19 protein-coding genes are annotated in these 22,664 nt (G+C 54.4%); 3 read left to right on the forward strand and 16 right to left on the reverse strand.

Going from position 1 to position 22,664, the window contains the following annotated elements; genetic code table 11:
* Positions 1 to 28: 28 nt before the first annotated feature.
* From pdxR to IEY52_RS02330, 10 genes are all read right to left on the reverse strand, one after another.
* A complete protein-coding gene (pdxR, locus tag IEY52_RS02285) occupies positions 29 to 1,432 on the reverse strand; it encodes a MocR-like pyridoxine biosynthesis transcription factor PdxR (protein ID WP_188999189.1) in 1,404 nt (467 codons plus the stop codon).
* A 102-nt stretch (positions 1,433 to 1,534) separates the two neighbouring features.
* Positions 1,535 to 2,323, reverse strand: a complete 789-nt coding sequence (locus tag IEY52_RS02290; RefSeq protein ID WP_188999191.1) for an amino acid ABC transporter permease — start codon at positions 2,321 to 2,323, stop codon at positions 1,535 to 1,537.
* A gap of 51 nt (positions 2,324 to 2,374) precedes the next feature.
* Positions 2,375 to 3,127 carry an ABC transporter substrate-binding protein gene (locus IEY52_RS02295; RefSeq protein ID WP_188999193.1) on the reverse strand — a complete coding sequence of 251 codons (753 nt, stop codon included), beginning with the start codon at positions 3,125 to 3,127 and terminating at the stop codon, positions 2,375 to 2,377.
* A gap of 270 nt (positions 3,128 to 3,397) precedes the next feature.
* Positions 3,398 to 4,492, reverse strand: coding sequence for an ABC transporter ATP-binding protein (locus IEY52_RS02300; protein WP_188999195.1), 1,095 nt, complete (start codon positions 4,490 to 4,492; stop codon positions 3,398 to 3,400).
* Between the two features lie 293 nt (positions 4,493 to 4,785).
* Complete coding sequence (gene secA, locus IEY52_RS02305) at positions 4,786 to 7,617, reverse strand: preprotein translocase subunit SecA (protein ID WP_188999197.1); 2,832 nt, start codon at positions 7,615 to 7,617, stop codon at positions 4,786 to 4,788.
* 334 nt (positions 7,618 to 7,951) lie between these two features.
* A complete protein-coding gene (tsaD, locus tag IEY52_RS02310; RefSeq protein WP_373289821.1) occupies positions 7,952 to 8,938 on the reverse strand; it encodes a tRNA (adenosine(37)-N6)-threonylcarbamoyltransferase complex transferase subunit TsaD in 987 nt (328 codons plus the stop codon).
* A gap of 151 nt (positions 8,939 to 9,089) precedes the next feature.
* Positions 9,090 to 9,902: an undecaprenyl-diphosphate phosphatase gene (locus IEY52_RS02315; RefSeq protein ID WP_188999199.1), complete on the reverse strand. Its 813-nt coding sequence runs from the start codon at positions 9,900 to 9,902 to the stop codon at positions 9,090 to 9,092.
* Between the two features lie 115 nt (positions 9,903 to 10,017).
* The gene (locus IEY52_RS02320) at positions 10,018 to 10,692 is read right to left on the reverse strand and encodes a hypothetical protein (RefSeq protein WP_188999201.1); all 675 of its coding nucleotides are present in this window, start codon (positions 10,690 to 10,692) and stop codon (positions 10,018 to 10,020) included.
* A gap of 313 nt (positions 10,693 to 11,005) precedes the next feature.
* Positions 11,006 to 11,743 (reverse strand): sugar phosphate isomerase/epimerase family protein, encoded by a 738-nt coding sequence (locus IEY52_RS02325; protein ID WP_188999203.1) that lies wholly within the window; start codon positions 11,741 to 11,743, stop codon positions 11,006 to 11,008.
* A 113-nt stretch (positions 11,744 to 11,856) separates the two neighbouring features.
* A complete protein-coding gene (locus IEY52_RS02330) occupies positions 11,857 to 12,948 on the reverse strand; it encodes a Gfo/Idh/MocA family protein (RefSeq protein WP_188999206.1) in 1,092 nt (363 codons plus the stop codon).
* 648 nt (positions 12,949 to 13,596) lie between these two features.
* On the opposite strand from IEY52_RS02330, the gene IEY52_RS02335 reads away from it, so the two are divergent.
* Entirely contained in the window at positions 13,597 to 14,775 is a 1,179-nt protein-coding gene (locus IEY52_RS02335) for an ROK family transcriptional regulator (RefSeq protein ID WP_188999209.1), read from the forward strand.
* Here IEY52_RS02335 and IEY52_RS02340 read toward each other — a convergent pair.
* Positions 14,745 to 15,368: an NUDIX domain-containing protein gene (locus tag IEY52_RS02340; RefSeq protein WP_188999211.1), complete on the reverse strand. Its 624-nt coding sequence runs from the start codon at positions 15,366 to 15,368 to the stop codon at positions 14,745 to 14,747. The genes IEY52_RS02335 and IEY52_RS02340 overlap by 31 nt on opposite strands.
* A gap of 188 nt (positions 15,369 to 15,556) precedes the next feature.
* Here IEY52_RS02340 and IEY52_RS02345 point away from each other — a divergent pair, with 188 nt between their 5' ends.
* Positions 15,557 to 16,093 (forward strand): YceI family protein, encoded by a 537-nt coding sequence (locus IEY52_RS02345; RefSeq protein WP_188999214.1) that lies wholly within the window; start codon positions 15,557 to 15,559, stop codon positions 16,091 to 16,093.
* Positions 16,094 to 16,204: 111 nt separating this feature from the next.
* Here IEY52_RS02345 and IEY52_RS02350 read toward each other — a convergent pair whose 3' ends face one another.
* From IEY52_RS02350 to IEY52_RS02370, 5 genes are all read right to left on the reverse strand, one after another.
* Entirely contained in the window at positions 16,205 to 18,085 is a 1,881-nt protein-coding gene (locus IEY52_RS02350) for a hypothetical protein (RefSeq protein WP_188999217.1), read from the reverse strand.
* A gap of 255 nt (positions 18,086 to 18,340) precedes the next feature.
* Complete coding sequence (gene cysK / locus IEY52_RS02355; protein ID WP_188999219.1) at positions 18,341 to 19,306, reverse strand: cysteine synthase A; 966 nt, start codon at positions 19,304 to 19,306, stop codon at positions 18,341 to 18,343.
* Between the two features lie 72 nt (positions 19,307 to 19,378).
* On the reverse strand, positions 19,379 to 20,185 hold the full coding sequence (gene cysE / locus IEY52_RS02360) for a serine O-acetyltransferase (RefSeq protein WP_229684611.1): 807 nt from the start codon (positions 20,183 to 20,185) through the stop codon (positions 19,379 to 19,381).
* A 234-nt stretch (positions 20,186 to 20,419) separates the two neighbouring features.
* Positions 20,420 to 20,773, reverse strand: coding sequence for a hypothetical protein (locus IEY52_RS02365; protein ID WP_188999225.1), 354 nt, complete (start codon positions 20,771 to 20,773; stop codon positions 20,420 to 20,422).
* 199 nt (positions 20,774 to 20,972) lie between these two features.
* Positions 20,973 to 21,827: an ester cyclase gene (locus IEY52_RS02370; protein WP_188999228.1), complete on the reverse strand. Its 855-nt coding sequence runs from the start codon at positions 21,825 to 21,827 to the stop codon at positions 20,973 to 20,975.
* Positions 21,828 to 22,395: 568 nt separating this feature from the next.
* On the opposite strand from IEY52_RS02370, the gene IEY52_RS02375 reads away from it, so the two are divergent.
* Positions 22,396 to 22,581: a hypothetical protein gene (locus IEY52_RS02375; RefSeq protein ID WP_188999230.1), complete on the forward strand. Its 186-nt coding sequence runs from the start codon at positions 22,396 to 22,398 to the stop codon at positions 22,579 to 22,581.
* The last annotated feature ends 83 nt before the right edge of the window (positions 22,582 to 22,664 follow it).

The following is a 22,664-nucleotide window of genomic DNA, read 5'->3' on the forward strand; positions in this document are numbered from 1 at the left end:
CCCTGCATCCAGAAATGCTGCAGGTGGCTTACAATGCACCGCGCAATTGCCGGATGCCCTGTTCAATTTGCTGGGGATTCAAATGGGCATAGTTCAGGATGATCCCGCTGTGGTGGGCCTGGGTGGCATACCTGCTCAGAAAATCCACAGCAACCCCGGAGCGCAGAGAAGCTTCTCTGAGTTGCTGCTCGGTCCAGTCTGCTGGGAGGAAAGCGCAGATGTGCAGACCTGCGCCCGTGGTCGGAATGGTCCACTCTGGAAAATGCTCTTTCAGGGCTGCCAGCAAAGTTTCATAGCGCTCCAGCACCATGGCCCGTGCTTTTTTAAGGTGCCTTGCAAAGCCACCTGAGTGCAGAAAATCCGCCAGGGCCAGGCTGTCCAGCGTCGGGGGTTGTCGGTCTGTGAGATAACGGGTGGCAGACAGCACCTCAATGATGGGTGCAGGAGCCACCAGAAAGCCACTTCTGAGGGCAGGAGACAGGCTCTTGGAGAAGGTGCCCACATAAATCACCTGTGCAGGATTGAGGCCCTGCATGGCAGAAAGTGGGCGGGTGTCAAACCGGAATTCCGAGTTGTAATCGTCTTCCAGAATCCAGGCTCCGACTGTTCTGGCCCAGTCCAGAATCTTCAGGCGTCTGGAGGCAGGCAGGATTGCACCTGTGGGGAACTGGTGGGCAGGCGTGATGTAAAGCAGGTCTGCTTTTCTGGGCAAAAGTTCAGGATTCAGACCTTCAGCATCGACGGGAAGGTAAATCACCTCCGCACCCGAAGCCTCAAACACCCTTCTGGCCCCCAGATACCCCGGATCTTCCATCACCACGGTTTTTCCTGGTTCCAGAAAGACCCTGGCAAGAGCATCCAGGCTGCCCTGAGAGCCACTGGAGAGCATGACCATGCCTGCTGTGGCCTTGACCCCACGCTCACGGGCCAGATAGCTGGAAATCGCTTCACGGGTTTCCAGCGGTCCCAGTTCATCACCGTACTGACCCAGACCTCCCTGCAAGGCTTTGGCCCGCTCACGGAGCGCCCTGGCCCACGCTTCTGCAGGAAAAAACTCACTGGGCACATTGCCCAGCCTGAAATCCACCTCGATGTGGTTGTAGGAAGGCCGGATCGGGGTTTGCAAAGCACGGATGGCCCATTCGGTCAGTTTCAGTTGTGGGGCAGGCACTTCCAGCGTCAGTTCTGGATTGACACTGCGGGCCACATAAGTGCCACTGGCCGGACGGGTCTCTATGAAACCCTCGATTTCCAGCAGCTCAAAAGCTTCCAGAACGGTGTTTCTGGCCACCCCCCAGGTTCTGGCAAATTCCCGGCTGCTGGGCAATTTGCTCCCCTCAGGTAAGGCACCTGACAGAATGGCCTCCCGCAAAGCCTGATAGACCTGTCGGTACAGCGGTTCCGTGGGATTGGGATTTAGAGGGGGAAGCATGGCTACAGTTTAGGGGCAGAGGACCGAAGGCAAAAGTCAGAACACTGCACAGGTTTTGAAAAACAAAAACCGCCCCCTCTGGAGCGGTCCTGTCTGAAAACTTCATCTGGATTTGGTCTTGAAGCGCCGCTCCAGTTCGTTGGTAAAGAGGGTCATCACGGTGGTCAGAAACAGATAGATCGATGCAGAGGTAACATAAGAAGGAATCACCAGGAAAGTCTGGCTCTTGAACCGATCAATGGCATTGGCAAGTTCCAGGGTGCCCACCACAGTGGCAAGTGAGGTGTCTTTCAACAATGACACGATGTTGTTGACCAGTGGAGGAATCGAAACCCGAACAGCCTGGGGCAAAATCACCAGCCACATGGCCTGAATTCCACTGAGTCCCAGCGAACGGGCCGCTTCGGTCTGGCCTCTGGGAATGGCCTGAATGGAAGCCCGGATCACTTCTGCATTGTAGGCCCCCTGGTTGAGGGCCAGGGCCACCATCGGGGCATAAAAATCAAAATCCGGCAAATCCACCACGCTGGGCACGATGCTGGGCACAGCATTAAAAGCAAAGAGGATTTGCACAATCAGTGGGGTGCCCCGAAACACCCACACATAAAAAGAAGCCAGCCACCTGAAAGGAGCAAAACCACTGAGTTTGGCAATCCCGGTGACGGTTCCCAGAAAGATGCCCAGAACACCAGAAGTCACCGTAAGCAGCAATGTGGTCTTGGTGGCATCCACAAAAATCTGAGCATTGTCTGCAAACTGCTGGGCATAACTGAGGTGCAGCAATCCAGGCAGTGTTTTGACCCCATAACCAATCAAAACCAGTGCAATGGGAAAAGCAACGACCAGTCCAAGAATCCACAACACGTTGTTTAAAGACGAGTTCTCTTTCATAGCACCACAAAGAAAGCAGGAGGTGAAGTCCTCACCTCCTGCCCATGGGATTTATTTGCAACTGACGTCCGTACCGAAGTATTTCTTGCTGATCTTCGCGTAGGTTCCATCTTTGAGGATGTCGGCCAGGGCACCGTTGAGGGCTTCAGTGACGCTGGTGTTGCCCTTGTTGATCACCATGGCGATTTTCTCCTGGAACAGAAGATCACCCAGTTGCCATTTCACTTTGGGATTGGCTTTCTGGGCATCCAGCACCACGAATTTGTCAGAAACCCAGGCATCAACGGTGCCAGAGATCAGGGCCTGCACAGCGTCCGTGTCTTTGGGGAAGGTTTTGACCTTCGCGCCTTTGACTTTCTGCACGTTGGACAGATAACTGGTGCCCACCTGCACAGCAACACGTTTTCCATTCAGTTGCGCAGCGGTCTTGATGTTGGGGGATTTGGAAACAATCTGGCCCCCGGTGCAGTAGTGGGGATCGGAGAAGTCCACCACTTTGGCCCGCTCTTCATTGATGCCGTGAGAGGCAATGGCAAAGTCATAACGGTTCTGGGTGACCCCAATGATCAGGGAGTCAAAAGGCTGGGTGACCCACTGGACTTTCAGGCCCAGTTTCTTGGCGATGGCATCGCCCAGTTCCACTTCAAATCCAGTGAGTTTTTTGCCCACAAAGTAGTTGAATGGTTTGAATGCCCCTTCAGTGGCAATCTTGATGGTCCCTGCAGCCTTGATTTCATCAAAGGTGCGAGCCCCAGCAGTGGCGGTGAGCAGAATGGCACCCAACAGTAAAGCGGTCTTCTTCATGGCAACTCCTTGTGGTCTGGTGATTTGGCACATTCTAGCACAGCTTGAGGGGAATCTTTTCCTGTCCTGAACGTGCGTTTTGATTCGGCCCAAGTTCAGGCAAACGGCAGGTCAATAGCTGATTTAGCTTAACACAGCCTGTCTAAATTTGTATACAAAATTACCATGTGTAAGGTGCATGGGAGATGAATGTTGGAACTGCCTTTGGCCCTCAGCAAGCAAAAGTAGAAGCCCGCCGAAAACGGCGGACTTCTACTTTTGCTTCTAAATTTAGCGGGTCAGGGCCAGCTCGGTCTGCATGTCGAAAGCGTACAGACGGCTGCGGTCCACCAGCAGTTCAACCTGGTCACCAGGGCGCACAGGGGCGTGTCCGTCCACTTTGGCGATCAGGGTCTGACCACCAAGGTCGACAATCACGTCGGTCTGGGCTCCGAGAGGCTCCACCACTTCCACGGTGGCGCGGATCACGTTGGTGGCATCTTCAGGAATGGCGGTGTAGCCTTTCATGCCGATGTGCTCGGGACGGATGCCCATCCAGACCTGCTTGCCTTCGTAGCCACGCAGGGACTGGGCCAGACCACCAGTGGGCAGGATGGCGAAACCCTGGCCGGTGAAACGTCCGCCCTGCACGGTTGCAGTGACGAAGTTCATGGAGGGGCTGCCGATGAAGCCTGCCACGAATTTGTTTTTGGGGTTGTCGTACAGGTTGAGGGGGGTGTCCACTTGCTGGATCACTCCGTCACGCATGACGACAATGCGGGTGCCCATGGTCATGGCTTCGACCTGGTCGTGGGTCACGTAAATGACGGTGGCACCCAGACGGCGGTGAAGCTTGCTGATCTGTGAGCGCATTTCCACACGGAGCTTGGCGTCCAGGTTGGAAAGGGGCTCGTCCATGAGGAACACTTTGGGTTCACGCACGATGGCGCGACCCAGAGCAACACGCTGACGCTGACCCCCGGAGAGTTCCTTGGGTTTGCGGTCCAGCAGGTGCTCGATTTGCAGAATCTTGGCGGCTTCACGCACACGCTTGTCGATTTCGGCTTTGGGGGTCTTGCGCAGACGCAGACCGAAAGCCATGTTCTCGTACACGTTCATGTGGGGGTAAAGTGCGTAGTTCTGGAACACCATGGCGATGTCGCGGTCCTTGGGGGGAACGTCGTTCATCACCCTGTCGCCAATGCGCAAGGTGCCGTCAGAGATGTCTTCCAGACCGGCGATCATTCGCAGGGTGGTGGACTTTCCGCAGCCCGAAGGACCGACGAACACCATGAATTCACGGTCATGGATGTGCAGGTTGAAATCGGTGACTGCGGTGACTTTGCCGTAGCGCTTGTAGACCTTCTCTAAGATTACGTCTGCCATGTTGTTATCCTCCCCCATGCTCTCACCCGTGAATTTCCTCGGGCGACTTGGGTGCGTTGCGATTGCCTGGTGCTGACTCTGGTGATTTTGCCTACAAACTAGATCATAGCATTGTCATCAGACCGTGCATAGTCCCAGAATGACCTCAATGTAAACGATGAAACAGTTGTCTGGGCAAGGAATTTTTGGGGTTTCCGCAATTACAGTTTTTTTACGTCTCCCATTTCACGGGACAAAAAAATCCCCCTTTGTGAAAAGGGGGACAGGCAGAGCATTGTGATGTCAAGAGGGTTTTAAGCTTCAGATCCCTGGTTGACCTGCAGCCTGAACATGAACTTGGTGACTTCACCTTTAAGGGTGTCGATCATCTCGTTGAACATCTTGGTTCCTTCAAATTTGTATTCCTGGAAGGGATCACGCTGGCCGTAACCACGCAGGAAGATGCCCTGACGCAGCACTTCCATGGCATGCAGGTGCTCTTTCCAGTACTGGTCCACGTTTTGCAGCAACACATAACGACCAATGCCCATGTACAGGCCGCTTCCCAGTTCTTCTTTGCGTTTGTCATGGGAATCTGCAGCGTATTCCAGCATGCTTCTGTGGCACTCGTCCACAGTGTTGCCTTTCAGGGACTCGAAGTTGAACGCCTCAAAGTGGGGGATGTGCTCTTCCAGTTCGGCTTTGAGCTGGCCCAGATCCCAGTCTTCAGGGCTGATGTTTTCTGGGGCATAGGTGTAGAGGGCAGATTCGACGTAATCCCCGATCATGCCTTCGATGCTCTCTTCGATCTGCACGTCTTCACCGAGCAGCACTTCACGGCGCTGGGCGTAGATCACTTCACGCTGTTTGCCCAGCACGTTGTCGAATTCCAGCAACTGTTTGCGAATGGCGAAGTTGCGTTCTTCCACCCGGCCCTGTGCCCGTTCAATGGCTCCGGTCACCATGCCTGCGGCAATGGGCTGGGTGTCGTCCATGCCGATGCGGTCCAGCATGGCCAGCACCCGGTCATTGGCGAAAAGGCGCATCAGGTCGTCTTCAAAGGACACGAAGAATTTGCTGGAACCGGGGTCCCCCTGACGTCCTGCACGTCCACGCAGCTGGTTGTCAATGCGGCGGGATTCGTGGCGTTCTGTACCCACAATGTGCAAGCCACCCAGCTCTTTGACTTTCTGGCGGTCCGCTTCAATCTGGTCGCGGGATTTCTCAATGCGCTCGATGATCTTGGGGTGCACGCCTGCTTTGAGGCCCATGTCGCGGGCATTGGGGTCCTTGCGGGCCATTGCCTTGATGAAGGTCTCAATGTCAGGCTGGTAACGGGAGAGGCTGATCTGCTCGACCAGGTCTCCAGCAATGAATTCCACGTTGCCACCCAGCATGATGTCTGTACCACGACCTGCCATGTTGGTGGCGATGGTGACGGCCCCCAGACGGCCTGCCTGTGCAATGATGTTTGCTTCGCTTTCGTGGTATTTTGCGTTCAGCACCTGGTGTTTGACCCCACGGGCCAGACCTTCCAGGGTTTTGAGGCGCTTCACGAACAGGTCAAAGACCTCCAGGGCATTCTTGGGCATCTCACTGCGCAGGGATTCCAGTTCCTCGCGCTTGAGGCCCTTGAACATTTCCTGCAGTTTGGCTTTCAGGCCTTCGTTCTTCTCAACTTTGGCCATCAGCATGTTGGCCAGTTGATTGACAAACTCGCCGTATTGCTGGGGATCAGAAAGCAGCTTGGAGAGGTGTTCGCTGGTTTCGATGCTGGCTGTGCCCACCAGCATGGGTTGCCCGGTCTGGTGGCGCTCCACAATCTCATCAATGACGGCAGCGTATTTGCCTGCTTTGGTGCGGTACACCAGATCGTCGTGGTCTTTGCGGATCACGGGCAGGTTGGTGGGGATCACCAGCACGTCAGATCCGTAAATGTCCAGGAACTCTTTTTCTTCGGTTTTGGCGGTACCCGTCATGCCGGAGAATTTGGTGTACAGACGGAAGAAATTCTGGTAGGTGATGGTCGCCAGCGTCTGGTTTTCGTTCTGGATGGGCACGCCTTCTTTGGCTTCAATGGCCTGGTGCAGGCCTTCACCATAGCGGCGTCCGGGCATCTGGCGTCCAGTGAACTCGTCCACGATCACCACTTCGAGCTCGCCTTTTTCGTTGGGTGTGATGATGTAGTCTTTCTCGCGGAAGTACAGGTCCTGGGCACGCAGGGCCTGCACAATCATGTGGGCTTTCTGCATGTGGTCCGGGCTGTACAGGTTATCGATGGAGAGCATCTTCTCAATGCGGGTGATGCCGCCTTCGGTCAGGTGCACCCCTTTGGATTTCTCTTCAATGGTGTAGTCACCGGTGGGTTCGGTGCGCACTCCGGGTTCGGCGGGCTCTCCTCTGGTGAGGCGTTTGACCAGTTTGGAGATCACAAAGTACTGGTCGGTGGCTTTCTCGGTGGCTCCGGAGATGATCAGGGGGGTTCTGGCCTCGTCGATCAGGATGGAGTCCACTTCGTCCACGATGGCAAAGTTCACGGGGTGTTCGGCGCGCAGCACCAGCTGGTCGGGGCCCTGGGCCATGTTGTCACGCAGGTAATCGAAGCCCAGTTCGCTGTTGGTGACATAAGTGATGTCACAGGCGTAAGCGGCTTTGCGCTGGGCAGGCTGCAGGTCGTGCTGGATCAGACCCACGGTGAGGCCCAGGGTGCGGTAGACCAGACCCATTTCCTCTGCACCCACTTTGGCGAGGTAATCGTTGGTGGTGACCAGATGGCAGCCTTTGCCTTCCAGGGCGTTGAGGGCCAGGGCCAGGGTTGCCACCAGGGTTTTCCCTTCACCGGTTTTCATTTCTGCAATGCGGCCCTGGTGCAGGGAAGCCCCACCAATGAGCTGCACATCGTAGTGGCGTTTGCCGATGGTGCGTTTGGCGGCTTCACGGATCAGGGCAAAACCGGGCACCAGCACCTGGTCGAGGGTCTTTTCACCGTTCTGAACCTGGGCACGCAGTTTCATGAATGCATCTGCCAGATCGGTGACCTTTTCCATCTCTGCTTCCATGGCATTTACGGGGTCAACGACGGTTTTGCGCAAGCGCTGAACGTCGCGTTTGTTGTTGTCGAAAGCCTTCTTTAAAAGTGCAAACATGATCGCCTCACTATACTATCGTTTCGGTGAAAGTGCGTTTGACGCGCTGTCACCCGAGAGACCGGGATGGATTCAGGAACAACAGACGGTCTCTTTGACTTTTCCTGATGTTACCCGAACCTGTTGCGAGAGGGGTTGGGTCGCTCAGACCAGCCCAGCAGGTCAACGGGTGAACTGAAGATGTCACCCATCATAACACGCAATAGATCTGCGTGTGCTGTTGTCAAGTTGGGCGGGGCAAGGGGTTTTTCTTGCCCACATGGATCCAGTTGTGTTGCTCAGTCCCACCTCACGCCTGTTCCTGCCTCGGGTTCAGAAGTTCAAACGGCAAACTTCAGTGAGGCACCTGTGCCAGCGGCAAGTAAGCTTCAGCTTCAGCTTCCCAGTCGTTGCCCACGTCTCCAGCCAGCACATTTTTGACTGCAGCCAGGGCAATCATCGCTCCATTATCGGTGTTGAGGTGCATGGGAGGGAAGTGGCTTTTCAAACCACTCTGCTTGAAAGCGGTCCTTAACGCCTGATTGGCCGCCACCCCTCCAGACACCACCACATGTTTCAGGCCCAGGGCTCTGGCTGCCCGTTTGGTGGTCTGCACCAGCGATTCCACCACCCTGGACTGAAAACTGGCTGCCAGATCATCTGCATTTACGCCAGATTTCACCGCCAGCATGCAGGCCGTTTTGAGGCCTGAGAAAGAGAAATCGAACCCCTTCTGACCCAGCAGAGGACGCGGCAGGGCAACCCCGGCAGGGTCTCCCCTCTCCGCAGCCTTGCTGATGGCAGGCCCTCCCGGATAACCCAGGCCCAGCATGCGGGCCACCTTGTCAAAGGCCTCTCCCGCCGCATCATCACGGGTGGCCCCAACCAGTTCATATTGCCCGGGAGCATTCACCTTGAAGAGGTGGGTGTGCCCTCCAGACACCACCAGGGCCAGATGGGGAAAAGGCAGATCGGGATGCTCAGACACTGCAGCCTGAATGTGCCCCTCCAGGTGGTGCATGGCATAAAAAGACACCCCCAGTCCCTGGGCCAGCCCCTTGCCATAAGTCAAACCCACCAGCAAAGCGCCCACCAGACCAGGTCCACGGGTGGCAGCCACCGCCGAAATTGTGGAAAGCGGAATTCCAGCCTGGGAAAGGGCATCTTCCAGAATGGCATCGATGCGCTCCACATGCTCACGGGAAGCCACTTCTGGCATCACCCCGCCATACTGCCGGTGCACCTTCTGGGACCACAGGGCATTGGCCAGCACCTCAGGCTTGCCGTTCTGCACCCGCACAATCCCAACCCCGGTGTCATCACAACTGGTGTCAATGCCCAGTAAATACCTCCCCTCTGCAGGGGAGCGACCCAGTGCGACGCGGGCCGTCCCGCAAGCACGTGGTGGGGTCAAGACGGACCAGCCGGAGGCTGCAGTGGGGTTTTCCTCTCCCTCTGCAGGGGAGGAAAGCGGCAGCGAGGTGGGGTCAAGGTCATGCTCTGGTATGGGAAATCACCCCCGTGGCTGCCAGCACCAGGATCACCACACCTGCAACGATGCGGTAGATGGCAAAGCCCTTGAAGTTGTGTTTGGAGATGAATTTCAGCAGCCAGCCAATGGCCAGCAAACTGGTGGCAAAAGACACCAGCAATCCAATCATGATGTTGCCAGCTCCAGCATTTCCCAGGTGCTCCAGGTCTTTGACCAGAGAGTACAGAGATGCTCCTCCCAGCACCGGAATGGACAGGTAAAAACTGAATCCGGTTGCTGCAGAGCGGCTCATGCCAGACAGCATGCCCCCCATGATGGTGCTGGCGCTTCTGGACACCCCTGGAATCAGGGAGCAGATTTGCGCCAGACCCACGATCAGGGCCTGGGTGAAGGTGATTTCGGTGGTTTCCCGGGTGGTTTCCCGTCTGGGAAGGGATTCAATGATCCACAGCACAATGCCCCCCACAATCAGGGAAATGGCCACCGTGGTGGAGTTGAACAGGTACTTCTGAATCTGGTCTTTGAAGAAGAAAGCCAGTGTGACTGCAGGCAGAACAGCAACAATGATGCTGGCCCAGAAGCGCCGCACCTCCCTGGAGGTGGTGAGTCCCTGGGCCTGCTTGAGGATGTCCCGGAAGTAAAACACCAGCACCGCCAGCACCCCTCCCAGTTGAATCACAATTTCAAAGGTGTCACTGCCTGTGAACTTCAGCAAATCTGAAGTGACAATCAAGTGTCCGGTTGATGAGATGGGCAGAAATTCGGTGATGCCTTCCACCACGCCCATGATTGCAGCTTTGATCCAGTCAAACATAACGAACACTTTATAGCACTTCCATGAAATTCCTGCGCAAAAACAGGCACCATCCCGCTGTGGAAATGGTGCCTGTCACACTCTGGTCTAGATGTCGTTCAGATGGTGTTGGGAATCAGAACTTGAAGGTCAGACCAACTTTGCCACCAAAACCATTTCCTGTGTAGGTCTGGTTGAGCTTGCCATAGTTGGCTTCGGTGAAGAACCACAGGCCATTGCCCAGATCTGCCCGCAGACCCAGTCCGCCCCCAAAGGCCACTGCAGTGGTCACATTGACCCCGAGGTCGCCATAAATGTCCAGGCCAGAATTCACGTGGTAAGTGCCACCGGTTTTGACACCCCAGATGTTGATGCCTCCACCACTGAACAGACGGTCATAAGAGCCTTCCACAAAAGAGTCCAGGGTCTGGTCTGCATTGGTGAATGCCACACCTGCCACCAGACCGGCACTGCCCACAGAAGAGCTTCCAGAGGTGGTGATGCTGCCACGGGGTCCAATGTAAACACGGGTGCCATATACGGTGTCGGTGTAAACGTTGAACAGCAGGTCACCGTTCAGGTTGAATGCGGTGGTGTTGTTCACGCTGTAGACGTTGCCGTTGAGGCGGGTGTTGAGGGTGATGCCCCCAAAATCTGCAATGTCTTTGGCTTTCAGGCCAAATTCTGCGCCCAGGCGGTTCTGGTCACCCACACGGTCCAGCCCTGCGCCCACAGAAAACCAGTTCTCGTTGGCAGCCAGTGCACTGCTGCCGACACCTGCAATGATCAGTAAAGAAAGGAGTTTACGCATGTCATGTACCTCGAGGTCAATGTACACCCCTCTCTCCAGACGCGCTTAAATGCAGGCTTTAGTGATTTGCCCCATTTGGCTCACACTTTTGAGCAGAGGGGACGCTGAAGTCCGTGCAATAGGGTCTTTTGCTACTGTGAAAAATTAAAGGTTTCTTCATCAAAGGCTCTGGTCCTGCACGGGCACAGCTTTTTCATGGCTTCTCAAGCATCCAGAAAAGCAAATTCTTGAGAAGAACTGTCGAAATTCTGAGCCTCCTCTCAAGAAAAAAGCCACCCCATCAAACAGAAGTGGCGAAAATGAGAACAGCAGGTCAGATCACAGACTGGCTTTTCAGGTGGTCCAGGCTCTGCTGCAAGCTGTCCCAGGGAGAGCCTTTGCAGTTGTCCTGCTCGATCAAAAGCCACTTCACGCCTGCATTGGGAGCTTCAGCCAGGATTTGCTGCAAGGGCACTTCTCCGTTGCCCAGTTCCACGGTCTGCCAGCCGCCCTCGGGTTTGGATTTCACATCTTTGAGGTGCAGGAGAGGCACCCGGCCTGCGTATTTCTGCAGGTAAGCCACAGGACTCACGCCTCCAGCATGCAGCCAGGCCACGTCCAGTTCAGGGTTGAGGCCCTGGGCTTTCAGCAGGAAGTCAAAGACCTTCTCGCCCTGGTGTTCTTCCAGCAGTTCATGCTCATGGTTGTGGTACTGCAGGGTGATGCCCGTGCCTTCCAGGCCCTGAGCCGCTTCGGTCAGAACAGTCTGGATGTACTGCCAGGACTGCTCTTCGGTGGCTTTGGACCATGCACAGGTCAGGTACTGGGTGTCCAGGGTTTTGCATTCTTCGATCAAATCAGCAAGGTTGTTTTTGAGGCTGTCCAGGCTGGTGTGACGCCCCACCACTTTGAGGCCCACCTCGTCCAGCACGCTTTTGATGTGGGCAGGTCCGGGAATTTCCCCGAACAGTTCCACCCCCTGAAAGCCCATTTCTGCGGCTTTTTTGAGGGAGCCTTCGTAGTCTTTTTGCAGCTCGTCGCGGATGGTCCAGCATTGCAGGCCGTAATTCATGGGGATCTCCTTGTGTTTCGGTTTTCAAGGTTTGAATGGAGTTCAAGGCATCTTAAACAAACACCCACAGGTGTTCCGTAAGCTGGTGCGAAATCTGCTTCTCTGTCAGACTGTCATTCCATCATCTGTTGCTGGCTGTCCAGGGCCAGGGCTTCTGGGCGCTGTGGCGCAGATTCCAGATCCACAGCACAGCGTTTTTCACTGCTTTCCAGAATGGCATGCATGGTTTCCAGCACGTGGTAGGCCAGGTCTCCAGAGGAGCGGTGTGGGCGGTCTTCATCGTGGGCGTAGAGCAGGTCGCTGAGGCCCACACCCCGGGAGTTGGCAGTGAAACCGTGTACAGGCTGGATTTCGGTCCATTGCCCATCTTTCCACAGGCGGGTGACGCCACCAAAATTGTTGGGGTCAGGGAGCACCAGGGTGCCCTCGCTGCCATAGATCACCAGGGTGTCGTATTTGTCCCAGTGGGTGTCAAAGCTGGTGGTGAGGGTGCCAATCACCCCGGAGTGCAGTTGCAGGCTGGCGGTCACGTGGGTGGGGGTGTTCACGGTGATGTTCTGGCCCTGCTTGGTGCCACTGCCAATGGTTCTTTCAGGAAAGCTGGCCCGTGAAAAACCACTGACAGAATGAACAGGACCGAGCAGTGCAGCAATGGCAGTCAGGTAATAAGGTCCCATGTCAAAAAGGGGGCCGGCTCCGGGTTGATAGAAGAATTCTGGATCGGGGTGCCATTTTTCAGGGCCTCTGGACAGCATGGCGGCATGGAAACCGATCACCTCTCCGATGGTTCCGTCGTCGAGCAGTTTGCGGGCGTTTTGCAGGCCACCTCCCAGAAAAGTATCTGGAGCGCAGCCCACCCGCAGGTTTCTGGCTTTTGCTTCTTCCAGCAGGGTTCTGGCCTCATCCAGTTTGATGCTGAGGGGTTTTTCGTTGTACACATGCTTGCCTGCCCGGATGGCCTGCAAGGCAATGTCTGCGTGGGCAGCAGGGATGGTCAGGTTGACCACGGCTTCAATTTCGGGGTGGGCCAGCAATTCCTGCACGGTGAGCACCTGGGGCACACCGTATTTTTCGGCCTGGCTTCTGGCACGGTCCAGGTTGAGGTCTGCGAGGGCGAGCACCCGGGTGTTGCGAAAACGGGCAGCATTCTCCAGGTAGATGCTGGAGATGTTGCCTGCTCCAATGATGCCGATGGCGTGTTTCATGACGTACCTCTGGAAGAACAAGGGATTTGGGATTTCTCCCAGTCTAAGCCGAATTGAAAGCGCTGTCAAAACTTGGGTCAGATGCAACTTGAAAGACTTTCAGAAACATCTTGCCAGACAGAGAATTTGTCTCTTCTTTCGCCTGAAAATTTCTGAAACTTTTTTGGGGGCAAAGTTCAAAGGTGGCAGCAATGGGCCTGACCTGCAGCTCCATCCAAAATCCATGATTTAAAATTCTTCGTTCAGGTCAGAGAATCTTTTCAGGTTCTGCCCGTGAATCCGTTGTCATTTTGGCCGATCTTCCAGACGCCTCAATCCTTTTGAACTGCGTTCATTGTTGACATGTCTATGTCACTGCTTTTCACTGTTGCAAGGCTGGCTTTGCGAGGGTTTAAAAGCATCCTTTGACACCAATTTGAGAGCTTAGCCCTGACCTCTCTCCCATTTCTCGTTTCACAGAGAATTTTCAACCAGCAAACAGCACCCTTCAGAGGGGTTTCAAAAGCCTGGATGTGAAAACTTCTGAAAAGCCCTCTGCACCGACCAGATCATGGATGAATTCCGAATTTTATTTAATTAACTAAATTTGACACCCTTCAGGCAACCTGTTACTGTGGGTTCACCAGACCCTGTGCTGGAGGAGCAAAAATGACTTCACTGAAAGGTGATCAGGGCACCACCCGGGCCCTCAACCGCCGCCTCATCCTGAATGAAATCCGCAGGCAAGGTCCCACCAGCAGAGCAAGGCTGGCAGAGCAGACCGGTCTGAGTCCTGCTGCCATCACCTTCGTCACCACTGAACTGCTGCAAGAAGGTTTGCTGATCGAAAAAGGAGAGCGCCGCCCGATTCCACTGGACATCCATTACAGCGGTCATTTTGTGATTGGCCTGAAACTGATGGAAAGTCGACTGGAAGCCGTTCTGACTGACCTCTCCACCCAGATTCTGGCCCGCACCTCACTGGATTTGCCGGACCATCAGCCAGAAACGGTGGCCCGTTATGCCGCCCGTGCCAGAGAAGAATTGTGCCAGCAATCCGGGGTGGATGCCCAGAAACTGCTGGGGGTTGGCATGGGTCTCCCGGGGGTCATTGATGCCAAAAGCGGGATCTGTCTGCTTTCCGGTCGCTTTGGCTGGAAAGACATTCCCATTGCCCGTCTGATCAGTGAGCACACCCAGCTTCCAGTCTGGGTGGACAACGATGTGAATGCCTTTGCTGTGGCAGAACGGTTGTTTGGAAGCGGCAAAAACACTCCCAATTTTGTGGTGGTGACGGTGGGAAGGGCCATTGGGTCTGCCATTGTGATGGAAGGCAAACTGTACCGGGGACGCAATGGCGGTGCAGGAGAGTTCGGGCACACCCTCAGTGAGTACCGGGGCCGCAAATGTGAATGTGGGCGCCTGGGGTGTCTGGAGGCTTACGCCAGTGAACACTCCCTGCTCAGGCATTTTCAGGAAATCAGCCCCAGGCACCACAACATCCAGATGGAAGGCCTGCTGAAACTGATCGACCGCAAAAACGAACGCATTCTGAATGTTCTGGAAGATGCAGGCAGCAGGCTGGGACGCAATCTGGCAGACATGGCCAATTTGCTGAACCCTGATTTGATCGTCCTGGGAGGTGAAGGGGTACGGCTGGGAGAGGCATTCTTCCGACCCATGCGTCTGGCCTTCCGGGAAAGGGCTTTTGATTGTGTGGCCGAAGACCTGCCCATTGCCATCCATGACTGGGGTGATGATGCCTGGGCCAGAGGGGCAGCAGGCCTCGCCACCGAGCACTTTTTTGATTTTGAAGTTCAGCCCTCAGAAGGGCTGGAGAACAACTGATTCACCTGGGCGTACTGCAGCAGCAAAATGGTCTTGGCGTCCACAATCTGGCCCTTTCTGACCATCTCCAGGGCTTCCTGAAAAGGCAATTCCAGCACCTCAATGTCTTCTCCTTCTTCCTCAAGACCACCGCCTGAGTTGTCTCTGGAGGCAGGATCATATTCAGCCACAAAGAAATGCAGCTTTTCTGTGACCGAGCCTGGGCTCATGAAGGCTTCAAAGATTTTGTGCACCCGATCCACCCGGTAGCCGGTTTCCTCTTCCACTTCACGGCGGATGCAGGCCTCTGGTTCAGATTCGTCCAGCAATCCTGCAGCAGCCTCAATCATCAAGTCCCGGTAGCCATTGACAAAAGCTGGAAACCGGAACTGGCGGGTCAGCACCACGGTTTGTTGCTCTGGATGGTACAGCAGGATGGTGGCTCCATTGCCCCGGTCATAGGTCTCTCTGGACTGGGTTTGCCAGCTGCCGTCTTTTCTGAGGTAATCAAAAGTGTTTTTCTTCAGGACATACCAGTCGTCTGACAGGGTTTTGATTTCACGGATGCGAATGCGCTCTTCCAGTGGGGTTTTCGGGGCGTCTGGGGTGTTCATGGCTGGTTCGATCTTACCCTGTTGGCTGTGGGCAAAACCTGCACCCATCACACCCCTGTGGTTTTCCCAACTGAGCGAACAACACATTTTCAATCAATATGTATCCAATAGCACTATTTTTTTTATAGTATATGGTTTAAGATTAAACCACTGAGCAGCACCCCCCAGCTGCAACCCAGGAGGACTTTATGAAATGGAACATTGACCCCAGCCACAGCCAGATCGGATTCGCCGTCAAACACATGATGATCTCCACCGTGCGTGGCAGCTTCAAAACCTTCCAGGGCACCATTGAAACCGACGACCAGTACCGCCCCACCAGCATCCAGGTCAGCATCGATGCCAGCAGCGTGGACACCCGCGATGCCCAGCGTGACGGCCACCTGAGAAGTGCAGACTTCTTCAATGCAGAAAACAGCCAGCAACTGCTGTTCAGCAGCACCAACATTCAGCAAACCGGAGACCAGAGCTACCAGATTCAGGGCAACCTCACCATCAACGGCATCACCCGCCCGGTCACCCTGAAAGCCGAGACCACCTCCACCGGCAAAGACCCCTGGGGCAACACCCGCATTGCTGCAGAAGCCACCGCCACCATCAACCGGGAAGACTGGAACATCACCTGGAACCAGGCCCTGGAATTCGGCGGAGTGCTGGTGGGCAAAGATGTCAAGCTGAATCTGGAGGTGCAGGCCATTCAGGTGCAAGATCCTGTGCTGTCCTGAACCCTGCTGAGCAAGCATCAAAAACAAACATCATCAAACCAGCCCCTGACTGAATCTCAGTGGCTGGTTGCATTGCTGGTCTCGGTTGTTTTACAACAAATTCACATCACATCACATCACACTGACGTTCAACTGCAAGTCTTCCTGGGTTGGGGTCAGCTGAGCACACTGGTCTCCATTTTTCACACAACCGTACAAATCCCCTGCATCCCGAACCTTGCTTTTGTTGACATCACGGTAAGCTTCCAGCTGGTATTTTTCCCCTGCCAGACCCGTGATGCTGAAGGTGGCTTCCTGGCCATTCTGGGGCACAGGGACCTTGCGTTTGATGGAATCCTCTGTGCACACTCCATCTTGCAATTGACAGGCAATCAGGGTCAGACCATTGGTGTCCTGGCCTGCAGGGACTTTCAGGGTGCCTGCCAGGGTGCGGGCGGGTTGCCAGGGCAAAGCCCCTTTAAAACGCACCACCAGCAAATAAGGCCTTTCAAAGTCGGTTTTCAGGGTGATGGTGGCGTCTTTGTTCTGACCCCGACCCACGTAATAAGCCATGGAGCGGGTGGTGTCTTTCAGGGATTTCAGGACCCGGTAGCCCAGAGGCCGCCAGCTGCTGGCAGGATTTCCGGTCAATCCCTCCCTGAGGTTCAGGGATTTGTAGTTGAACTGGTTGTTGATGCCCGTGTTGCTGAACATCAGGGTCTGGGCCCAGTCCAGCATCAGGTCAGCAAAACTCTTGCCCGTGATTTTGGACAGGTTGGCCTTGCCAGCAGCGTTGCTGACCGTCCAGGTTTTCCAGAATTTGTCGTGACCCACCTGCTCTGCCAGACGCCAGATGAACAGAAAATTGTACCCATAGAAGTTTCTGGACTCATCAAATTGCGAATTGTCTGACAGGTAGACCCGCACATTCTGGGGAGAGAGCATGCCCACAGAAGCCATGTTTCTGGCATAGTCTCCCATCTGGGTGCCATATCCAGAAAGCTCTTCGGCAGAAACGGCACTGGCTTCTTCAATCCAGCTTTCCTCATCGGGGAAATCCGCCTGGAAACGCTGGCCTCCAGCAATCAGGTGCTTCAGTTCATGGACCAGGGTGGAAGGCAAATCGTAGCTGAGCATGCTGCTGCGGCTGATGTCTGGCTCGAAAGAAGATGGGGTGGCAGCATAGAAGATGTCTCCCTCATTGGAGTGGATCTCCCAGGCCTTGTAGATTTCTGCATCAGGGTACCAGTCTGCTCCATACACATACCCAAAAGCTCCACCATTGGCCACCTCTTTGGAGAACACAATTTTGATTTTGCCGTTCCCGTCAAAATCTGCTGGCGAGCCAAAATACTTTTTGTCTGAAAGGAACAGTTTCTCTTCAAAGGTTTTGGCAAACTTTGCGAGCTCTGCATCGCTCAGGTCCGCAGCATCGTTCTGGTCCACAAACCAGTAGGCATTGGGGGAAATGTAGCGCATTTTGGTGGTGACTTTCACCTGGTCTTCTGTGCCGTACACCCAGTAGCTGCAGAGGTCGCCCACTTTGGGTTTTGCGCAGGTGTTGAAGACTTGAGGTTCCAGTTTGCTGTCTTTCAGGGACTTCAGGCCAAGCTGGCTGGCCTCTTTCATCAGCGCCTGCTGATTTTGCAGAAACTGGTGGTGTTGCATTTTGATTTGTTCGCGGATCTGGCTGACCGAATCCTGCTGTTGTTGCTGGATGCTGTGGGGTTCTGCCAGGGCAAAAGGGGCCTGCACCTGGTCCACCTGCAAGGTGTATCCGAAACCGTCTGGATTGTCTGGCTGCTCTGCATTGACCGGAATCACAGCCACGCTTTCATTGCTGGACAGGTTTTTCAGGGTGACAGAAACCTGACCCGCCTGAAAATCCCCAGGACGAAACGTTTTCACTTCATAATCAGGGTTAACAACGGGTGGAACCACAACCTGATTGCCACGGCACCCCACCAGGGCCACACTGGCCAGCACCAACAAACCCATTTTGTACACTTGCATGCTTTCTCCTCCAGCTGCTGCAGTGCTCAGGAAGCCTGAAAAGAAAAGCCAAAAAGTTTTTTGCAAAACAATTCAGCCCTGTGCTTTTGATTCCTTGCAAACCTGCAATCAGAAGTGTAACCCGAAAACCACCAATTGTATACAGGGTACAAAAAACAGAATGAGGCATTTGCACAGCAACACAAAGCACATCAGAGAGGGTTTCTGCAAGCAGAAACCCTCTCTGGATTTTTCCTGGCTTTGCAAAATAAAGCTTTACTGCACCGTTTCCTGCTCGCTGAAGATGCCCTCAAAGAGCACACTGGAGAGGTAGCGTTCACCCGAGTCAGGGAGCACCACCACAATCAACTTGTCCTTGAATTCGGGCTGTTCAGAAACACGCACAGCCGCTGCCACTGCAGCACCACAGGAAATGCCCCCCAGGATGCCTTCCTTTTGCATCAGCTGCCGGGCCATGTCAATGGCTTCCTGATCGGTGACGGTTTCCACGCGGTCCACCAGGCTGAGGTCCAGGTTCTTGGGAATGAAGCCTGCACCAATGCCCTGAATTTTGTGGGGGCTGGGCCTGGGCTCTTCCCCATTCAGGGTCTGGCTGATCACAGGGCTGTTCACGGGCTCCACAGCCACCGTGGTGATGGCCTTGCCCTGGGTTTTCTTGATGTAACGGCTCACACCCGTGATGGTGCCCCCGGTGCCCACTCCACCCACAAAGACATCAATTTTGCCTTCGGTGTCTTCCCAGATTTCAGGCCCCGTGGTTTTTTCGTGGATGGCAGGGTTGGCAGGGTTCTCAAATTGTTGCAGCAGCAGGTATTTTTCAGGATCGCTGTCCACAATTTCCTGGGCCTTTGCAATGGCCCCTTTCATGCCTTTGGGGGGCTCGGTGAGCACCAGTTCGGCACCCAGGGCCTTCAGGACCTTGCGGCGCTCCAGGCTCATGCTGGAAGGCATGGTCAGGATGATGGGGTAACCTCTGGCTGCAGCCACAAAAGCCAGACCGATGCCGGTGTTGCCACTGGTGGGCTCCACCAGGGTCATGCCGGGCTTCAGCACCCCACGCTCTTCGGCATCCCAGATCATGTTGGCCCCAATGCGGCACTTCACGCTGCCTGCAGGGTTGCGGGACTCCAGTTTGGCGTAGATGTTGCCGTTGCCAATGCGTTTGAGGCGCACCAGTGGGGTGTGCCCGATGGTCAGGGAATTGTCGTCGTAAACAGTCACATGATCCTCCTTGAGAAAGTGTTGCGGACAGGGATGGTGCGGGCTTCAGAAACAGACCTGCTTTTGAGCAGTTCAGATGTGGATGTCAAATTCGTGGTTCATCTCCAGGGCAGGGGTGAATTTCACATTGCGGGCCATGACTTTGGCAGGCACCCCCGCAACAGTGGTGTGGGCATGCACAGATTTTAACACCACACTGCCGGCGGCAATCTTGGCGTCCTTGCCGATTTCAATGTTGCCCAGCACGGTGGCTCCAGCACCAATCAGAACCCCGGAACGGATCTTGGGGTGTCGATCACAGCACTGTTTTCCAGTGCCGCCCAGAGTCACCCCATGCAGCATGGAAACATTGTCTGCCACCACTGCGGTCTCACCAATCACCACTCCGGTGGCGTGGTCCATCAGGATGCCCGATCCCAGTTTTGCAGCAGGATGAATGTCCACGGCAAACACCAGAGACATCTGGCTCTGCAAGAACAGCGCAAAAGCCTGCCGTCCTGAAGTCCAGAGGGTATGGGAAATGCGGTGGGTTTGCAAAGCATGGAAACCCTTGAAGAACAGAAAAGGGGTCAAAAGGTCTTTCACTGCAGCATCCCGCTCCCGGATGGCTTGCAGGTCCAGCGCCACCCCATCCAGCACATTTTCCTGGCTCAAAATGGCCAGAAACTCTGTTTTCAGGTCTGCAGCATTGACCTCTGCAGTACACAGCTTGCTGGACAACAGGACTGCCAGGCCTTCTGCCAGGGTTTTGGGTTGCAGCAATGCGGCATTCAGCAGGGTACGGAGGACCACTTCGCTGTCAGCCACCTGCTGTGCAGCCTGTTGAAGTTCAGCCCACAAAGTGTTGGTCTGAACCTGATTGTGAAGAAGGATTGCCACGCTCATAGTATACAAATGCTATCAATTGTGCGGGAGATCAATTGACTAGCTTGTCGCAATTGCAACACCTTACAGCCACCCCCAGACCAAACCTGCAAAGCCAGCTTTCTGCCTGAGGCAGCCTCCAAAAATGATCCTTTTGATCATCTGTCTTTCCCAAAACACAAAACACCCGGCATTTTCAGACCGGGTGGAAAGTTCAAGAGAAGTGCGCAGGGGTTAAAACAGCAAAACTCAGAAGGGGGAATTCAGAAACAGGGCCGTAAACTTGGAGATGACCGCCAGGGTCAAAAACGACACACTGAAGATGGTGAACATGCCCATTCCACGCCGAACATTCAGGGCGTAAGAGGGGTTGTTGACGTAGTTCTGGTGGTGCTTTTGCCACCTGGAAAACTTGAGTTTTCCATCTGCACTGATGCATTTGCTGGTGAAAGACAGACCCGACCAGGTGACAAAACCCTCTTCGGTGATGTGGGAAATGGTGTCTTTGCGAAAGAGGGGCTGGGGGTTGGACAGACTGGGATAGACGATCACCGTGTCTCCCACCTTGTATTTGTTGCTGGCCTTCACGAACTCTTGTAACATTGCACTTCCCAGAATACTATGCTCCTCTCAGTTTCACTACAGTTAGGTCCAAACGTTAAGGTTGTAAGACAGATGTACCCATTGCCTAAAGGACAATTGCCGTCTCATTGTTTTAAAACAACCTCAATCTTTCTGCATTAACACTGCTTCAAACACCTGTCAAATGAGAAAAGTCTTCCTCATTTGTTTCACGCAAACTTTATTTATGAAGAAGTGGATCCTGGCCTTTCAATTGCTGGATCAGCAGGAAATCGGTCTGGTTGATGTAAATTTCCCGGATCCGTTCACCTTCAAAAACAAACAGATCAATTCCGGCATCCTGAATCACCCGACCCGACGCAGGAATGCCCAGAAAAGGCCCCTGGTGGGTGCCCGCCAGCGACCACAGGGTGAACACCCTGTGGTTTTCCACCACCTCATCGTCCACCTGAAAGCGCAGGTCAGGAAAAACAGCCCTCAACTGGGTGGCAAACACCTCAAGGCCTTCATGGCCCTGAATGGGTTGTGGACGGGCAGGCAACACCAGACGCACATCCTCGGTGAAGATCTCGGGAATGACCTCTGTGCGGGCAGCATTCATCAGGTCATCAAAGTACCTGCGGCTTGTCAGCCGCCGCTGTTCCTGGAGTTGCAGGTCCTGCACACTGGAAAGTTGCCTGAGCAGCCCATTGGTGTCTTCTTTGAACACTGCGTGGGTGATCTGTCCATCCTGCACAGAAAGCCACAACATGCCCGTGATGGAAAACGCTTGCCCGGATGCAGGAAGCTCTCCTGCCACCGTTTGCAAGGGCACACCCAGATGCCGCCCACTGGATTTCCAGCGCACCGCCACCCGATCTGCAGAGGCCACCAGGTCCTGGATTTCAAAACTGAAATCCACCAGGGCTTGCTGCAAATGGTTCACCGCCTGCAAAAAAGCTTCACGGTTCAGTTCCTGGGTTCTGTAACTGGGCAGGGAGGCCGTGAAAACTGCTGCAAGCTGTGCAGCACTTCCCTGCCCCTGAGAGAAGAAATTCAAAAAATCGTAAGCCAGCCTCTTGTTTTCGATGGTCATGGGGTCTCACTTTCTCAGCCCTTCTGGGCACTTGCTGGTGGGGTCAAAGCAGAATCAATGCCTTCTGCGAGTGATTTTATCTGAAATGCCCCTGCTCTTTGCAACAAGCAGGCAACCCATGAAGGAGCAGCTGGTCTGCAAGTGAACATCTGCAAGTGAACATCTGAAAGCAGCAGTCCAAAAGCCCCTGACCTTTCTGATGCTGCTTTGCAGCAAAACTGTCTCTCTGGTTTCGCATGGGTGCCCTGCAGGGCTGATCCTTTCGGACCTCAGTACAGCCCCGGAATGGACACTTTGCTGTCAGACCCTGCCCGAAACTTACAGAATTCCTCCTGTACTTTTGCTGCTCTTTTTTCCCTGTTTGCTGTCAAAAAGCCTGTTGCAGGCTCCGTTGTTTCTGATGGTGCTGTCCATTTAAACCAGGAACAACACCCCAAAAGAACCCCCAGACGCTACAGAACAGAAAGGCTTGATTGATCATTTGCATGAAGCATGATGGCTCAAGAACCCGTTGTCATGCAAATGTCATGTAGGACATCTGTCACATTTCATCATGTACATTGGGGGCATGACAAATCCACATTATGCAAAATTGTCTGATGTTCCAGTGGGTCTGGCCACCAAGGCCCAATTGCAGGCCCTGGGCTTGAGCAAACTGGGTTTGAAAGTTGTGGCCACCGTAGAGTCTTTCGGAAAAACCATCAACCTGTATTTGATCAGCGAGGCCCAGAGCACCGCCAATTCATCTGTTTGAAAAAGATGAGCTCTGTAACCACGACAGTTGTTACAGAATTGCACTGCAGGTTGCGGTACCCTGAACGTCAGAGGAACGCTGAA

The organism is Deinococcus roseus (genome assembly GCF_014646895.1).
Lineage (GTDB): Bacteria > Deinococcota > Deinococci > Deinococcales > Deinococcaceae > Deinococcus_C > Deinococcus_C roseus.